Origin of the sequence: Hyalangium ruber, assembly GCF_034259325.1 — a bacterium.
In the GTDB taxonomy this organism is placed as follows: domain Bacteria; phylum Myxococcota; class Myxococcia; order Myxococcales; family Myxococcaceae; genus Hyalangium_A; species Hyalangium_A rubrum.
The window spans coordinates 38,450-53,245 of record NZ_JAXIVS010000016.1; the positions used below are offsets into that span (position 1 = coordinate 38,450).

A 14,796-nucleotide genomic window follows, 5' to 3' on the forward strand; every position below is an offset into this window, starting at 1 on the left:
CGCCCTTGGAGAAGCCCATGTCCCGCTCTCTTGCCGCGCCGAGCCTCGCGCTCGCACTCGTAGTCCTCTCGGGGTGTAAAGGTGACCCGAACACCCCGGAGTACTGGGAGAAGAAGCTCGGCGATGCCCGGAAGACGGCCGTCAAGGTGCAGGTGGTGGAGGCGCTGCGCGACTCCGGCAAGCTCCAGGAGGGCTTCCTGCCGATGCTGCACGCGCGGCTGGCGGCCGAGAAGCGCCCGGAGGTGAAGGCGGCCCTGGCCCGCGTCCTGGGAGACCTGAAGCACCCCTCTTCGCTGGAGCCGCTGCAGGCGGCGCTGGACCCGAGCGCCTCGGAGATGGACGTACACCTGATGAACAAGGAGCTGGCGGCAGCGCTCGGCAAGCTGGGCAACCCGAAGGCGGCGCCGACCTTGGCGGGCCTGCTGCGCTCCCGGGACAACTACACCCGCATGGAGGCCATCCAGGCGTTGGGAGCCCTGCGCGCTCCCGAGGCGGTGGAGCCGCTGATCCAACTGACGCTGGATGAGAACGCCGAGCCCCTGCTGAACAAGAAGGCCATCGAGGCGCTGGGGCGCATTGGCGACGCGCGGGCGGTGCCGGCGCTGGTGCGCATGCTGACGAAGGAGCGACGGGGCATCTCCTTCTATGTGGAGAGCTCGCTGGCGCTGTACCAGGTGGGCACACCGGCGGCCGAGGCGCTGCTGGCGGCGCTGGAGGGCCGGGACGCGGAGTTGGCGCAGTGGGCGAAGCAGAACGGGGTACACCCAGCCAGCTACGCGATGAAGTCGGCGCAGATCCTCGGGGACCTGAGGGAAAAGCGGGCTGAGGCGGCGCTGCTCAAGCAGCTGACGTTCGCGAACGAGGACGCGCGCATCCAGGCGCTGGTGCGGATGCAGGCGGCGGAGGCGCTCGGGCGGATGCGGGCGACGGCGGCGGTGCGCCCGCTCTCGGCCCTGGTATCGGAGGAAGACCCGACGGTGCGCGGCTCGTACGTCCGCGCACTCGTATTGCTGGGCGGGCGCGAGGCGCTGCCAGCGCTGGAGAAGGCGGCGAGCAAGGGTGACTGGTACGCCCGGGAAGTGGCGATGCGAGGCCTGGCGATGCTGGGAGACGCGCGCGAGCAGCCGCTCTTCACGAAGTGGGCGGAGGCGGAACCGGCGCGCACGACCACCGAGTGCAATGAGTACGGAGGCGAGGGCTGCGAGGATCCGGCGGCGCTGGGCAAGTCGCGGGCGGAGAGCCTCCAGCGATACGGCCAGCTGCTGGAGGCAGCGCAGTCCTGCGGAGCGGAGGGCGGCTGCTGGGCGCAGAAGCTGGCGGACAAGAACGCGAGGCTGGTGGAGCGCGCGGCGCTGGAGCTGGGGCGTGGCGGCGCGGCGCAGCACGCGGTGGCGCTGGCGGGGCGGCTCTCGGAGAAGGACTTGGAGACGCGCTTCACGCTGATCCAGGCGCTGGACTGGCTGGTGGACTCGAAGGAAGGCGCGGTAAAGGCGCGCGAGGCACTGCCGAAGATCCAGGCCCAGCTCACGGATGAGAAGGGTAACAACCACTTCGTGAAGGTGAACGAGGACCTGCGCCGGCTCGCCATCCGACTGGAACGGCCCTGATTCTCTGCCCGTGAAGATTGGGCTCCCTGAGTCTCGTCGCGGTAGCATGGCTGCGGAGACCTCAGGTGCCCAAGCCAGACGCCCTTGCCAGGGAAATCATCGACGAAGCCCTCGGGCTCGCCAGTTGGATCATCCAGGACGCGAAGGACGGCAACATTGGCGCCAGCCCAGGTGTTGTCGTCCGCCAGTCCCTCCTCGGTATCCGTCACGGGACACCGGACTATCGGCTTCCTGGCAGGCTCCCCGCCCACGCCGAAGTGGAGGCGCGCTCCACCAAGCTTCTGGCTCCTGCGGCCTCCAACCGCGCAACGCACAAGGCTTCGGCACAAATTCTCTCTTTGCTTCTGTGCTTACTGCTCGTCTCCTGCAGCACCACTCCTCCATCTCGCGCGGAGGAGATCGACCTTGCTCACACTATTCTCCTAATTCGAGCACTCCCTGACGGCCAGTTCACCCATACCTGGCACCGAGCCGAAGAACTCAATCTCCCCCAATGCATGCGCTTGCCAAGCTCGCGAGCCACGGATAGGCGCATCGTGCTGGCAATGGGCCCCACGCGCGACTGCGATGCAGAACTTCAAGAGTGCATGAGGGAGTGCATGGATCGCCCACTTCCGCGAGGCTATGGACACATTACGTCCCAAGGCCGGAAAGGCGGGGGCAAGGAAGCTTATTGCAACAAGAAATGTCTGCAGCCATACCTCGACTGCTGGAAGCTTCAAGAAATGAAGCCTCACGAGTTCACGGCCGTTGATGACGCCGTGAACTGGGTGAAACGAAACAATAAGTCCATTTTGCTGGGAAGCGTGGTCGTCATTGGAGGCGTGGTCTTCGTCGTGGTTTCCGCGGGAGCAGGGCTTCTCATTCTCGCGCCAGCAGCGCTCCTAGCGTCATCTGGAGCTCCCACTGCCTCCTGCATCGTGGCGGTGACACCATGAGCATCACAGAGCTCTGCCTTGAAGTGGAGGGACTTCTTGGGCGATTCCGAGAGGACTCTTCATCTCCGAAGGAGCAGAAGTTGCTCCTGGTAGCCATTGACGCGCTCAACTTCATCTCAGCCACGGGGCAATCTCATGAATTCGAAGATTACCTCAAGCGCGTCGAGACCGACGCCCCTCCTCTCGTCATTGCAAGCTTCGACACGCGTGAAGAAGCAGAGACTTGGCTCGAGAATCACCCCCATCCGCCTCGCATCGCGAATGTGCTGATTGGGGGAGAGTACTACAGCGCCATGTGCTCACGTGAGCGTAATGACCGGAGACTGGTCCGAACCCAGACGCTCGAGTACTACCTCGCAGCGATGATCCGCGATGGGATTCCTCCTTCTGTGGCCACTTTCAACACGCAAGAGGAAGCCACCGCCTGGGTCCACGGTCAGCCCGAACCCCCGCGTCAGGTGTTTATCCACATCGCAGGTGCGGCATACCTCGTCGTGTATCATGACAAGGTCAACCTCCGCGCCATCTACCCCCTCTCCCGGGCCGCGAAGAACGTCAACTGGGATTAACCGTTGACGCGTGTGCCCCAGGCGGTGGCTCGGTGGGCGCACCGCCGCCGCCTCCTGCACTCGTCAGCAACTCTCCTCTGCCGCTCTGCGCTTTCTCCTCCCCTCCCATGAAGGAACCCTGCCTTCCTACGATTTGGCCTCGCATGGAGACGGGGTTGGCCTGGCGTACAGTGAGGCCGGTCGACGGATGTGCTTCGGCTGGCGCCGCATCTGAAGCCATCCTCTCGCGTTCGCGGCTCCGCTCGTCTGCCAGGATCAAGTTCGTCCGCGACTTCGAGACGTGAAAAGAGTGATTCCGGCGTCCGGCTCCCATCATCCTCTCGGGCCCTCGGTACACGCGGCATCCTGTCACGTCCGGCAACCCGCTCCCAAGCACGCAGGGCGCCTAGGCGCAGGAGCCGCCTGCCTCCTCGCCTGCCCCTCCCCTTCCGCCCAGGAATGGATGCCTAGCTTTCCCCCAGGAACGAGTTCACTGACCAGGAGGGAACACCATGGCGAAGCACGCGTGGAAGGGTTTCATGATGGCGGGTCTGCTCGGGCTGACCGGGCTGGCCGTGGGCTGCACCGAGCGTGAGAACTCCGAGCTGCGCGAGGACACGCGCGAGATGGGCCAGGACATCGACAACGCCGCCGACAACGCCGCCCAGGGCGTGGAGGACACCGCGCGCGACGTGAACAACGACTTGCGCGACGGCACGGGTGGCTCGGGCGTCAATGACGACCTGAACGACGACGACGTCAACATCGGCGACCGCGAGGGCGTCATCAACGACGGCGAGGGCCCGTTCGAGCAGCCCAACCGAGTGGGCGAGGACAACATGCTCGAGGACGGCAAGGGCCCCCTCGAGGACAACAAGAACCGCTAGCCCCCAGGGCTCACGGAGCTGAAGCGGGCCAGGGCGAGGGGACTCGACTCCCCCACCCTGGCCCTGTTGTTCAGTGCTGCGGCCCGCGAAGCGGCTCGCCCGCCGCCTGGAGCGCGCGGTACTCGGCATCCTCGAACACGCGCGAGCGGATGAGGAAGCGCACGCCCTCGGGAGCTTCCGCCGAGAAGCCGCTGCCCCGTCCGGGCACCACGTCCACCGTCAGGTGGGTGTGCTGCCAGTACTCGAACTGCGGGCCCGAGATGTAGAAGGGCGTGTCCACGATCGTCCCCAGGAACACGTCCTGCTGGCCGATCTTGAAGTCCCCTCGCGGGAAGCACATCGGCGCGCTGCCGTCACAGCAGCCTCCCGACTGGTGGAACATCAGCGGGCCGTGCATCCCCTGCAACTTGCGCAGCAACACCTCGGCGGCCGGCGTTACCGACACCCGTGCCACATTCATGGGGCCTCCTTGCGCCACGGCCTAGAAGAAGCCCATGGGCTTCGGGTCGTAGCTGACGAGCAGGTTCTTCGTCTGCTGGTAGTGATTGAGCATCATCTTGTGCGTCTCGCGGCCGATGCCCGACTGCTTGTAGCCACCGAACGCCGCGTGCGCGGGGTAGAGGTGGTAGCAGTTGACCCACACGCGGCCCGCCTGGATGGCGCGGCCCATGCGGTAGGCGGTGTTGGTGTCGCGCGTCCACACGCCGGCGCCCAGCCCGTACAGCGTGTCATTGGCCTGGGCCAGCGCGTCCTCCGTGTCCTTGAACTTCGCCACCGAGACGACGGGGCCGAAGATCTCCTCCTGGAAGACGCGCATCTTGTTGCTGCCCTCGAAGATGGTGGGCTCCACGTAGTAGCCCTCGGCCAGCGCACCCGACATGCTGGCGCGGCCGCCACCGGTGAGCACCTTGGCGCCCTCCTTCTTGCCGATGTCGATGTACGAGAGGATCTTCTCGAGCTGATCATTCGAGGCCTGCGCGCCGATCATCGTGCCCGTGTCCAGCGGGTTGCCCTGAACGATCTTCTTGGTGCGCTCCACGGCCTTCTGCATGAAGGCCTCGTAGATCTTCTCCTGCACCAGCGCGCGCGAGGGGCAGGTACACACCTCGCCCTGGTTGAGGGCAAACATGGCGAAGCCCTCGAGCACCTTCTCGGCGAAGTCGTCGTTCTTGTCGAACACGTCGGAGAAGAAGATGTTGGGCGACTTGCCGCCCAGCTCCAGCGTCACCGGGATGATGTTCTCGGAGGCGTACTGCATGATGAGGCGGCCCGTGGTCGTCTCACCGGTGAAGGCAATCTTGGCGATGCGCTTGTTGCTGGCCAGGGGCTTGCCGGCCTCGATGCCAAAGCCGTTCACCACGTTGAGCACGCCGGGAGGCAGCAGGTCCCCCACCAGCTTCGCGAACTCGAGGATGGTGACGGGCGTCTGCTCGGCGGGCTTGAGCACCACGCAGTTGCCGGCGGCCAGCGCGGGGGCGAGCTTCCAGGCCGCCATGAGCAGCGGGAAGTTCCAGGGGATGATCTGCCCCACCACGCCCAGCGGCTCGTGGAAGTGGTAGGCCACGGTGTTGTCGTCCAGCTCGCCGAGGGTGCCCTCCTGCGCGCGGATGACGCCGGCGAAGTAGCGGAAGTGGTCGATGGCGAGCGGCAGGTCCGCGGCCAGCGTCTCGCGAATGGGCTTGCCGTTGTCCCACGTCTCGCTGACGGCCAGCATCTCGAGGTTGGCCTGCATCCGGTCGGCGATCTTGTTGAGGATGTCGGCGCGGCTGGCGACGGAAGTCTTGCCCCAGGCGGTCTTCGCCTTGTGGGCAGCGTCCAGCGCCTTCTCGATGTCCTCGTGGTTGGAGCGGGGAATCTCGCAGAACGCCTTGCCCGTCACCGGGGTGATGTTCTCGAAGTACTGGCCTCGTACGGGCGGGACGAACTCGCCACCGATGTAGTTGCCGTAGCGGCTGGAGTACTGAATCTTGCTGCCGGGCTGACCAGGGGCTTCATAGACCTTCGTCATCACGACCTGCCTTTCGTGTATGGGGCCACGCGCCGCCTCACGACCGGGGGGCCATGGGGGAGCGCGGTTGCGAACGATACGGTTAAAAGGACCAGCGAAGGAACAGCGGGCGGGGCCCGCGGCGTCCAACGCGCTCGTGAGAACTGTATTTCTCGGATTCCTGCTGACGTATTCCGTGGTCGCGGGCGCGGAGGATCGCGTTGCCGCCGCGCGTCAAAACCAGGCCCAGGTGCTCCCCGCGCTCTTCACCGCCGCGGGGGTGGCCTGGCCACCGACCGAGCTGTACCTGCGCGCCTTCAAGCACGAGCGCGAGCTGGAGGTCTGGGCGGGCGCGGCGGGCAAGCCGCTGGTGAAGGTGAAGACCTATGCCTTCTGCGCCGCGTCCGGAGAGCTGGGCCCCAAGCGCCAGGAGGGAGACCTTCAGGTGCCCGAGGGCTTCTACACGATTGACCTCTTCAACCCGCGCAGCGCCTACCACCTCTCCATCCGGGTGAGCTACCCGAACGAGTCGGACCGAATCCTCGGCCGCAGGCCGCTGGGCGGCGCCATCATGGTGCATGGCAACTGCGTGAGCATCGGCTGCATCGCCATCGAGGACGGCCCCATCGAGGAGCTGTACCTCATGACGCTGGAGGCAAAGCGGAAGATGGGGCGCGACGTGCCCATCCACATCTTCCCCCGGAGGCTGAACGCCGAGGGGCTGGCGGCGCTGGAGCAACTGCCCCAGGCCCAGGCCAACGCGGCGCTCCTGGCCTTCTGGCGGGGCCTGGCGCCGGGCTGGAGCCACTTCGAGGAGACGCGGCGCCCGCCCCGGGTGAGCGTGGATCCGAAGACGGGCGCCTACCGGGTGAAGCCGGGCAAGTAGCTCAGATGGGGCTGGGGCCCATGTGCGGCGGCGAGGGCTCGCGCGGCAGGTGGATGGTGAAGGTGCTGCCGCGCCGCACCTGGCTCTCCACCTGGATGCGGCCTCCGTGCGCCGAGACGATGCCGTGGACCACGGCCAGCCCCATGCCCGTCCCCTTGCCCAGCGGCTTCGTGCTGAAGAAGGGCTGGAACAGCTTGTCGATGATGTCCGGCCCCATGCCCACGCCGTTGTCCTTCACCACCAGAACAGCCTCCGTGCCCTCCTGGTAGGTGCGCACCTCCACCTTGCCCCCCGGAGGCACCGCCTGCGCCGCGTTGATGAGCAGGTTGATGACCACCTGGGAGATCTGCCGGGGCCGGCCCACCATGGGCGACACCGTGCCCAGCAGCACGTTCATGTCGCAGTGCGAGTGGAACTGGCCGTGGGTGATGCGCAGCGCCGCCTCCACCTCCGCGTTCAAGTCGTACTCGACCATGGGCTCGGGGCCGCCCCGGGCGAAGTAGCGCAGGTCCGACACGATGGAGGCGATGCGCTGCACCCCTTCCAGCGTCGCCGGCAGCACGTCGGTGACGTACTCCTCCAGCTCCGGGGTGAGGCCCGGTTGCGACTTCAGGTCCTTGTGCAGCAGGTTGATGTTGCTCTTGATGTAGCTGAGCGGGTTGTTGATCTCATGGGCGATGCCGGCGGCCAGCAACCCGAGGCTCGAGAGCCGATCCTGCTCGCGGGCGCGCTGGTGGGCCTGGGCCAGCTCGTCATGGGCGCGCGTGAGCTCCTGGTGCCGCCGCGACAGCCCCTCCAGCGCGTGCCGCTGCAGGTGGACCCGCGCTCCGGAGATGGCGTAGGCCAGCGCCGAGAGCACCAGGAAGACAGCCGGCACGAGGGGCGGGCAGCCATCCAGCACGGCGATGCCGCCCACCAGCAGCAGCAGGCTAAAGAGCAGGTAGCGCGTCAGCTTCCCCAGGTGCTCATCCACCCACAGGCTGTCGAGCGGCAGGTACAGCCAGATCGGCAGCGCCCAGTCGGTGAGCAGGCCATAGGTGAGGGTGACGGCCTGGTTGAAGACGAGCCGGAAGGTCTCCGTGGTGCGCGCCCGCTTCGAGAAGAAGCGCCGCGCCAGCAGCGCGTTGACGGCCGTGGACAGGACGAACACCGCGGTGCTGAGGGCGATGGTCTTCCACTGTCCCCACACCCAGACCACCAGGAGCACATGGGTGGCCAGGGCCGCCGCGAGGGTGAAGCGCTTCAAGCGGACGTGGAGGCGCTCCTCCACGGAGCCCGGATCCAGCTCCAGCTCGGCCGCGCTCAGGGCGGACTCCTCCCGCAGCGGCTCGAGCTCGAAGGTGTCTACGGGGACCTGGCGTTCCGGAAAGTGGCTCATTCCTCTCCCTTCACGCCGCCTCCGGTATCTCAGGGCGCGGGGGAATGGAACTCTACCTGTTCCCGGCCTTCCCAGGATCTCGCCATCGTAGGGCTACCCCCTCGGCCAGCTCACACTCCCCAGCCGGTAGGACGGGCCGTCGAGCTCACCCTACCCGGCGCTCGGGCTCGGGCTGCTCGGCCGGGCCCTCCTCGCCGGAGTCGAGGGCGGGCAGGGGGGCGGGCTCATCCTGGAAGGCGCTGGGCAGCAGGTTGAAGGGCAGCACCTTGGACAGGCCCAGCAGCAGCAGCACGCCGCCAGGCGCGGCGAAGATGGCCAGGGCGGGGATGACCTTGGCCACGTCGATGAGCTGGGCGCGCATGCGGCGGCGCTCCTCCCGGGACAGCTTCTGGCCGCGCGCCCCCTTGGCCAGGAGCACCGCCAGGTCACCCGTCTCGCGCACCTCCTGCATGACCCGGTGGAAGTTCTTGTCGAGGGCCTCCTGGATGCGCCCCACGAAGTCCTCGCCCATCAGCCCGGCGGCGGCGGACACGGTGAACACGTCCACCACGGAGCGGTGCTTGGCGTAGAACTCGGCCATCTCCAGCTCCAGCCGGTGGACCTCTTCCGGGGACACCTGGAGCGCCTCGCGCAGCTGCCCGAGGAAGACGCGCTCCCCCCGGGAGTGCTGCCCATCCACCAGCGAGGCCAGCAGGGCCTGCTCGAGGATGAAGAGCTTCATGTCCTTGCTGCGCACCCCGGCCACCATGGTGCGCACGGCCAGCCGGTGCTCGAAGGACTTCTTCACCGCCGCCTTCAGCTCGGACTCGATGTCGGCCGGCAGCGCCAGGTCCTCCACCTGCCGGAGGATGGCCCGACGCATCGCGTAGCTGGGCTCCCGGTCGGCGCAGGCCAGGCCGGTGAGCACCTCGGCCAGCAGCGCCTTCTGCCGGGCTGCGAGGGCCACGCGCCGCCGGGTCTGCTGGCGCTCGAAGCGGCCCTTGGTGAAGTAGTCGATGGCCTGCCAGCCGAACATCTGCGCGTCCGCGTAGAGCGCGCCGTTGTGCAGCACCAGCCCGTAGACGGGGTCTCCCGCCAGCGAGATGGCGCGCCGGGCGAGCGCCGCCTCCACCTTGCCGTGCATGCGCCGGGAGGCCACCTGCCCGTCCTGGAGCCGGGCGTGGATGGCCTCGGCCACCTCCAGCTCCCCGGAGAGCACGGCGAACAGCAGCAGGAGCTGCTCCTCCCGAGGCCCCGGGGCGGCTCCCGTCAGCCGGGCGATGTCCAGCCCCATCCGCGCCAGGGTGCGCACCACGGCCAGGAAGAGCTGCTCCTCGGGGGCACGGGCCCCTGCGGGGGGATTCCCCTCGGGGACGGGGGGCATGCCTTCGGTGGGGGTGCCATAAAGCAGGCCCGTGGCCCGCAGCATCTGGCGCAGGTAGGTGCCCGCCTGGGCACGCCCGGAGGTGTTCCGGGAAGGGGTGGCGGCCGGCAGCACCGGGGCGGACACACCTGCGTGTGCCGCGACCGCCTCCTCGAGAATCGAGGAGAGCCAACCCGCCTTGCCGAGATCCATGAACGTGTCCTACCCGAGACGCGAGCCGGCCCGCGTCGCCATCGGAATAACCCACCTGCCTCGCGGATGCTACCCACTCGCTCCTACCCGATGCGTGGGAGAGGACAATGCCGGGAAGCTGGACTTCCGGCCGCGCCCCGATACTCCGCGTGTGTGATGGTCTCCGGCCTCAGGGGACGTGGGGTGCGCTACGCTCCTTGGGCACGTGGACCATCGATTCCAGATCAACCTCCGTGGGGTCATCGACCTCCTGTCCCACCACCTCTACAGCTCGCCGGGCGTCTATGTGCGGGAGCTGCTGCAAAACGCCACGGACGCCATCCGGGCCCGGCAGCAGCTGGAGCCGAGCCACGAGGGCAGCGTTCGGGTGGAGCTCATCGAGAAGCAGGACGGAGGGCTGCCCACGCTGCTCTTCAGCGATGACGGCATCGGGCTGACGGAGGAGGAGATCCACCGCTTCCTGGCCACCATTGGTGAGAGCTCGAAGCGGGAGGCGCTGGCGGAGCGGCGCAACGACTTCATCGGCCAGTTCGGCATCGGGCTGCTGTCGTGCTTCATGGTGTGCGACGAGCTGCTGGTGGTGACGCGCTCGGCCAAGGGCGACGGGCGGACGATGGAGTGGCGGGGGCGGCATGACGGCACGTACTCGGTGCGGCCCTCCGAGCACCCGCTCGAGCGCCCGGGGACGCAGGTGTTCCTGGTGGCCCGGGCAAACGCGGCCGAATACTTCACGGCCGAACGAGTTCGGCAACTGGCCCTGCACTACGGAGGGCTGCTGCCCTTCCCCATCCTGCTGACGGTGGGCGGGAGTACCGAGCGCATCAACACGGAGGGGGCGCCGTGGCGTCGCCGGTACGCGAGCGCCTCGGAGCGGCGGGCGGCGCTGCTGGCCTACGGGCGGGAGGTGTTCGGCGCGGACTTCCTGGACTGCATCCCGCTGAAGTCGCCGGCGGGGGATGTGGAGGGAGTGGCCTTCGTGCTGCCCTTCAGCCCGCACTACAACGCGAAGCAGAAGCACCGGGTGTACCTGAAGAACATGCTGCTGTCGGAGAGCGCGGAGAACCTGCTGCCGGACTGGGCGTTCTTCGTGAAGTGCGTGGTGAACGCGAATGAGCTTCGCCCCACGGCGAGCCGTGAGTCGTTCTACGAGAACGAGACGCTGGCCAAGGCGCGCACCTCGATGGGGCAGGCGCTGCGGCGCTACCTGGTGGACCTGTCCAAGGAAGACCCACGCGCGCTCCAGCGGCTCATCGCGCTGCATGGCCTGTCGGTGAAGGCGCTGGCGCTGGACGATGATGACTTCTACCGGCTGGTCATCCCCTGGCTGCCGTTCGAGACGACGATGGGGATGATGACGCTGGCGGAGTACCGGCGGGCGCACGGCACGGTGCGCTACGTGTCCACGCTGGACGACTTCCGGCAGGTGGCGCGGGTGGCGGCGGCGCAAGGGCTGTGCGTGGTGAACTCCGCGTACACGTACGACACGGACCTGATCGAGAAGCTGCCGCACGTCTTCTCGGACGCGCAGGTGGAGCCCTTCTCCTCCGCGGAGCTGCCGCAGAGCTTCGAGGAGCTGGGCCTGGACGAGCGCGAGGCGCTCTTCCCGCTGCTGAAGGTGGCGGAGCAGGCGTTGCAGCCATTCGGGTGCGACGTGACGGTGAAGAAGTTCCGTCCCAAGGAGGTGCCCACGCTCTACAGCTCGGACGCGGAGGGAGCGTTCCGGCGGGACGCGGAGCGAGCGCGGGAGGAGAGCGACGACCTGTACGGCGCGATGATGGACAACGTGCTGGCGTCGGCGCCGGGGAGCGAGCGGCCGCTGCTAACCTTCAACTACCTGAACCCGGTGGTGAAGAAGCTGTCGGGGGTGACGGACCGGGAGCTGATGAAGCTGTCGGTGGAGATGCTGTACGTGCAGGCATTGCTGCTGGGGCACCGGCCGCTGAGCGCGAAGGAGATGGCGCTGCTGAACCAGGGGCTGCTGGGGCTGATCGCGGCGCGGCTGGACGGTGGGGGCGAGGACTCGGGCCGAGGAGGCATGCATTGACGGCCCGGGACTGGCGGGAGCAGGTGGAGGAGCTGCTGGGCCGCGCCTCGCGGATGAAGCACGGCGAGGCGAAGGTGATGACGCTGGAGGAGGCGTCGCGGCTGGCGGACACCCACGGGGACCTGGACCTGGCCTTCGAGGTGCGGGACCAACTCATCGACGCGGCGACGTTCGGGGGCTTTCCGGACAAGGCGCTGGTGGCCTTTGCCTGGTGCCGAGGGCAGACGAAGAAGGACCCGGAGCGGTTCGACGCGGGCATGCTGCTGTGGAAGCAGAAGTGGGTGGTGGGGAGGCTGAACAACTTCCCGCACATCACTCGCAAGCAGATCCTGGATGCGCTGGACGACATCGAGCAGACGTACGCGCGAGTGGACGCGGGCAAGCGAGCGGTGCTGAAGCTGCGCTACCAGACGGCGCGGGACATGGGCGAGGCGGAGGCGGCGGAGAAGTACTGGGTGCAGTGGGTGGAGGCGCCGAGGGACCACCTGACGGACTGCCGGGCGTGTGACCTGGACGACGAGATCGACCACCACATCGACCGCGCTGAGTACGAGCGAGCGGTGGAGAAAGCGCGGCCCATCCTGGACGGGCGCAGTGGGTGCGCGGAGATTCCGCACCTGACGTACGGCAGCATGCTCTACCCGCTGCTGAAGTTGGGACGGCTGGAGGAAGCGCGGGAGTGCCACCTGCGCGGCTATCCGTTGATTTCACGCAACCGGGACTTCCTGGCGTCGGTGGGAGAGCACATCGAGTTCCTGGCGCTCACGGGCAACCTGGCGCGAGGGCTGACACTGTTCGAGAAGCACATGGGCTGGGCGCTGGACCACGCGAGCCACCGGGACCGGTTCACGTTCCACACCGCCTCGAGCTTCCTGCTGTCCCGGCTGGCGGAGGATCGGGAGACGGTGAGCCTGCGCCTGCCCAAGAACTTCCCGCTGGGCACGGGCCAGGTCACCTGCGAACCGCGGGAACTGCACGGCTGGGTGGAGAGCCAGGCGAAAGAAATCGCGGCGAGGTTCGACGCGCGAAACGGAACGGACCGTTTCCAGAAGTTGCTGGACCGCACGCACGGGCTCACCCAAGACGTGTGCCCGTTCCCCATCGACACAGAAGCGCGCTGACCTTCATGCCCAAGCGCCGCTCCTATCTCCTCGCGCTCGCGTCGAGCATGATCCTGGCAGCTTGCGGCCCTGCTGCTTCGCGGCAGTACGCGCAGATGCAAGACTCGGCCACTAGCGCATGCCTGCGTAACCCTGCCTGCTATACGGCTTCGCCCGGAGAGGAGGCGATCCTCCCGTGGCTGTCGCGCTCGATAGATGCCGCCAGGACGACAGCAGCGGTATTGAAGTTGCTGGACGCTGCGGAGATCGCCCGGGTCGAGCAGGTTCTGCACGACTGTGCCTTGGAAGCAAACGCACAGGTCAACGACGCCCTGCTGGGAAAGGGCAACCGCCCGACACAGAAGCTCTGCCAGGAAACATTCACCACCGATGCGCGAGGCAACAAGGTGACCTGGGCGATGCACCTGGGACAGGAGAAACACAAGGTCGCCCTGGAGTGCGCACAGAAGCAACTGGGTGAGCTGTTCGCAGAACAGTTCAGCCTCCAGCCTCAATATCGGTACAACCGGGAGACGGGGGTTCTTGAACTGCTTGATCCGAAGCAAGTCGCCGCATGGCTACGAGATGGATTGTGGGACAAGCTGCTCGGAACGTTGATCCCTGACGTCGTGCTCCATGCCTCGGGGAATCCTCTCAATGTACAGGAGGTGTATGACTTCAAGTTCCCCTGCACACCTGGCAAAACGCCTTCGTGGACCAAATACCCTCGCGATCATCCCCATCATCCGCGAGATCAAGGTGACATTTACAACGAAGCGTTGAAGCCACAGAGAGTTCCAGCACGTGTTGCTCCTGGACATGGAGCTTTTCGATGAGCCATCGATATCCCAGGATTCGGCTCTACCGCGAGTTCGAGGGGGAGCGCTATCTGCAGGTTCGAGAGAGCATCAGCATCTGTTTCTACATGCGGCGCTCTCACCCGGAAGTGGTTCAGTCCGTCCTACGCTCGCTCGAGCTCTACCGCCAGGCCGTAGGCCCTCAGGCACTCGCCTGGTATCCCGACTACGACGGGGAATGGCAGGAGCTCGATGAAGCGGGCTGGGAGTTCAATCTGCGGGACTTGCTTCACCCCAAAGGGGCCAAGCTCTCTCTCGATGGCAGCGCCAGTTCCGTGACGGGTTACGAAGTGCAGTATCGAGGCTGGAATCTGAATGATCTCCCCTTCTTTCCCGGAGACAAAGAGCCCGTCTGCGCTGTGGCATTCTTTCTTCCCACCGAGTACCTGGAGGAACGCGGCCCGGCACGTGTACGGGAGCTAGCGATGGAATTGGCGAAGGAGTTGCCTTTCAACTCCGGCCACGCAGGACTGTCCATCCATCCCCCCGATGGTCTGACCGACCGTGTGCATGCGACCGTTCGAGAACTGTGCTTGCGCTATCCCGGTCTCGACAGGCCAGCGCTCACGGACCTATCCATGAGGATTGGCACGCACCTGAATGGCATTCACTGGCTCACCTTCCTGGGGCCTCCGGTGTTGGACAGCCTCGGAGGTGCCGCGGGGCTGCGCTCACGCCTTCACTCCCCGGGCACCACCGTTCAAGAACTGAGCGCCGAGCGCGCTGTCGTGACGCTCGGCGAGTGGCCCGAGGCAGGCGACTTCGAGCAGGGGCACACCCTGCCGGCCTACCGCGAGCTGGCGAGCGTGCTGAAACCGTGGCTCTACAGCGCACCTCGCCCCCTCTGGCACCTGTTCACTCCCGAGGACATGCGCCGCTGGGAGCGCCGCTTCCTCGACTGACCGCCAAAGCTGTCCGGTTGTCAGACAGGTTGCCCAATGGGGAACCTTTCCGACCGTCCCTCCGCGACTCCAGGGTGAGGCATCCGTTGCATGCCACACGCTCATAC

General features: G+C 66.8%; 13 protein-coding genes. 9 read left to right on the forward strand and 4 right to left on the reverse strand.

The window, feature by feature from the left end:
- The first annotated feature begins 17 nt into the window (after positions 1 to 17).
- The 4 genes from SYV04_RS35570 (at position 18) to SYV04_RS35585 (ending at position 3,980) form a co-directional block, all read left to right on the forward strand.
- Positions 18 to 1,607 carry a HEAT repeat domain-containing protein gene (locus SYV04_RS35570; protein ID WP_321550475.1) on the forward strand — a complete coding sequence of 530 codons (1,590 nt, stop codon included), beginning with the start codon at positions 18 to 20 and terminating at the stop codon, positions 1,605 to 1,607.
- Between the two features lie 65 nt (positions 1,608 to 1,672).
- Positions 1,673 to 2,545, forward strand: a complete 873-nt coding sequence (locus SYV04_RS35575) for a hypothetical protein (RefSeq protein ID WP_321550476.1) — start codon at positions 1,673 to 1,675, stop codon at positions 2,543 to 2,545.
- Positions 2,542 to 3,114, forward strand: a complete 573-nt coding sequence (locus SYV04_RS35580) for a head protein (RefSeq protein ID WP_321550477.1) — start codon at positions 2,542 to 2,544, stop codon at positions 3,112 to 3,114. The genes SYV04_RS35575 and SYV04_RS35580 overlap by 4 nt, the downstream gene beginning before the upstream one ends.
- A gap of 491 nt (positions 3,115 to 3,605) precedes the next feature.
- Positions 3,606 to 3,980: a hypothetical protein gene (locus SYV04_RS35585; RefSeq protein WP_321550478.1), complete on the forward strand. Its 375-nt coding sequence runs from the start codon at positions 3,606 to 3,608 to the stop codon at positions 3,978 to 3,980.
- A 70-nt stretch (positions 3,981 to 4,050) separates the two neighbouring features.
- On the opposite strand, the gene SYV04_RS35590 is transcribed toward SYV04_RS35585, so the two are convergent.
- A complete protein-coding gene (locus SYV04_RS35590; protein WP_321550479.1) occupies positions 4,051 to 4,440 on the reverse strand; it encodes a DUF779 domain-containing protein in 390 nt (129 codons plus the stop codon).
- 21 nt (positions 4,441 to 4,461) lie between these two features.
- The gene (gene adh, locus SYV04_RS35595; protein ID WP_321550480.1) at positions 4,462 to 5,988 is read right to left on the reverse strand and encodes an aldehyde dehydrogenase; all 1,527 of its coding nucleotides are present in this window, start codon (positions 5,986 to 5,988) and stop codon (positions 4,462 to 4,464) included.
- Positions 5,989 to 6,124: 136 nt separating this feature from the next.
- Here adh and SYV04_RS35600 point away from each other — a divergent pair, with 136 nt between their 5' ends.
- Positions 6,125 to 6,853: a L,D-transpeptidase family protein gene (locus SYV04_RS35600; protein ID WP_321550481.1), complete on the forward strand. Its 729-nt coding sequence runs from the start codon at positions 6,125 to 6,127 to the stop codon at positions 6,851 to 6,853.
- A 1-nt stretch (position 6,854) separates the two neighbouring features.
- Here SYV04_RS35600 and SYV04_RS35605 read toward each other — a convergent pair whose 3' ends face one another.
- Together SYV04_RS35605 and SYV04_RS35610 are read right to left on the reverse strand one after the other, a co-directional pair.
- Entirely contained in the window at positions 6,855 to 8,231 is a 1,377-nt protein-coding gene (locus tag SYV04_RS35605) for a sensor histidine kinase (protein ID WP_321550482.1), read from the reverse strand.
- A 145-nt stretch (positions 8,232 to 8,376) separates the two neighbouring features.
- Positions 8,377 to 9,786 carry a hypothetical protein gene (locus SYV04_RS35610; RefSeq protein WP_321550483.1) on the reverse strand — a complete coding sequence of 470 codons (1,410 nt, stop codon included), beginning with the start codon at positions 9,784 to 9,786 and terminating at the stop codon, positions 8,377 to 8,379.
- 205 nt (positions 9,787 to 9,991) lie between these two features.
- On the opposite strand from SYV04_RS35610, the gene SYV04_RS35615 reads away from it, so the two are divergent.
- Genes SYV04_RS35615 through SYV04_RS35630 form a run of 4 tightly spaced genes read left to right on the forward strand, consistent with a single transcriptional unit; the run spans position 9,992 to position 14,689 of the window.
- Entirely contained in the window at positions 9,992 to 11,830 is a 1,839-nt protein-coding gene (locus SYV04_RS35615) for an HSP90 family protein (RefSeq protein ID WP_321550484.1), read from the forward strand.
- Positions 11,827 to 12,951 (forward strand): hypothetical protein, encoded by a 1,125-nt coding sequence (locus SYV04_RS35620; RefSeq protein WP_321550485.1) that lies wholly within the window; start codon positions 11,827 to 11,829, stop codon positions 12,949 to 12,951. The genes SYV04_RS35615 and SYV04_RS35620 overlap by 4 nt, the downstream gene beginning before the upstream one ends.
- Positions 12,952 to 12,956: 5 nt before the next feature.
- Positions 12,957 to 13,766, forward strand: a complete 810-nt coding sequence (locus SYV04_RS35625) for a hypothetical protein (RefSeq protein ID WP_321550486.1) — start codon at positions 12,957 to 12,959, stop codon at positions 13,764 to 13,766.
- Positions 13,763 to 14,689: a type VI immunity family protein gene (locus SYV04_RS35630; RefSeq protein WP_321550487.1), complete on the forward strand. Its 927-nt coding sequence runs from the start codon at positions 13,763 to 13,765 to the stop codon at positions 14,687 to 14,689. The genes SYV04_RS35625 and SYV04_RS35630 overlap by 4 nt, the downstream gene beginning before the upstream one ends.
- Positions 14,690 to 14,796 lie beyond the last annotated feature (107 nt).

Bases quoted from the DNA above. Each gene is read 5' to 3' on its own strand.
- SYV04_RS35570 (WP_321550475.1), top strand. From the start codon at position 18: ATGTCCCGCTCTCTTGCCGCGCCGAGCCTCGCGCTCGCACTCGTAGTC.
- SYV04_RS35580 (WP_321550477.1), top strand. From the start codon at position 2,542: ATGAGCATCACAGAGCTCTGCCTTGAAGTGGAGGGACTTCTTGGGCGA.
- SYV04_RS35585 (WP_321550478.1), top strand. From the start codon at position 3,606: ATGGCGAAGCACGCGTGGAAGGGTTTCATGATGGCGGGTCTGCTCGGG.
- SYV04_RS35590 (WP_321550479.1), bottom strand. From the start codon at position 4,440: ATGAATGTGGCACGGGTGTCGGTAACGCCGGCCGCCGAGGTGTTGCTG.
- adh (WP_321550480.1), bottom strand. From the start codon at position 5,988: ATGACGAAGGTCTATGAAGCCCCTGGTCAGCCCGGCAGCAAGATTCAG.
- SYV04_RS35605 (WP_321550482.1), bottom strand. From the start codon at position 8,231: ATGAGCCACTTTCCGGAACGCCAGGTCCCCGTAGACACCTTCGAGCTC.
- SYV04_RS35610 (WP_321550483.1), bottom strand. From the start codon at position 9,786: ATGGATCTCGGCAAGGCGGGTTGGCTCTCCTCGATTCTCGAGGAGGCG.
- SYV04_RS35625 (WP_321550486.1), top strand. From the start codon at position 12,957: ATGCCCAAGCGCCGCTCCTATCTCCTCGCGCTCGCGTCGAGCATGATC.
- SYV04_RS35630 (WP_321550487.1), top strand. From the start codon at position 13,763: ATGAGCCATCGATATCCCAGGATTCGGCTCTACCGCGAGTTCGAGGGG.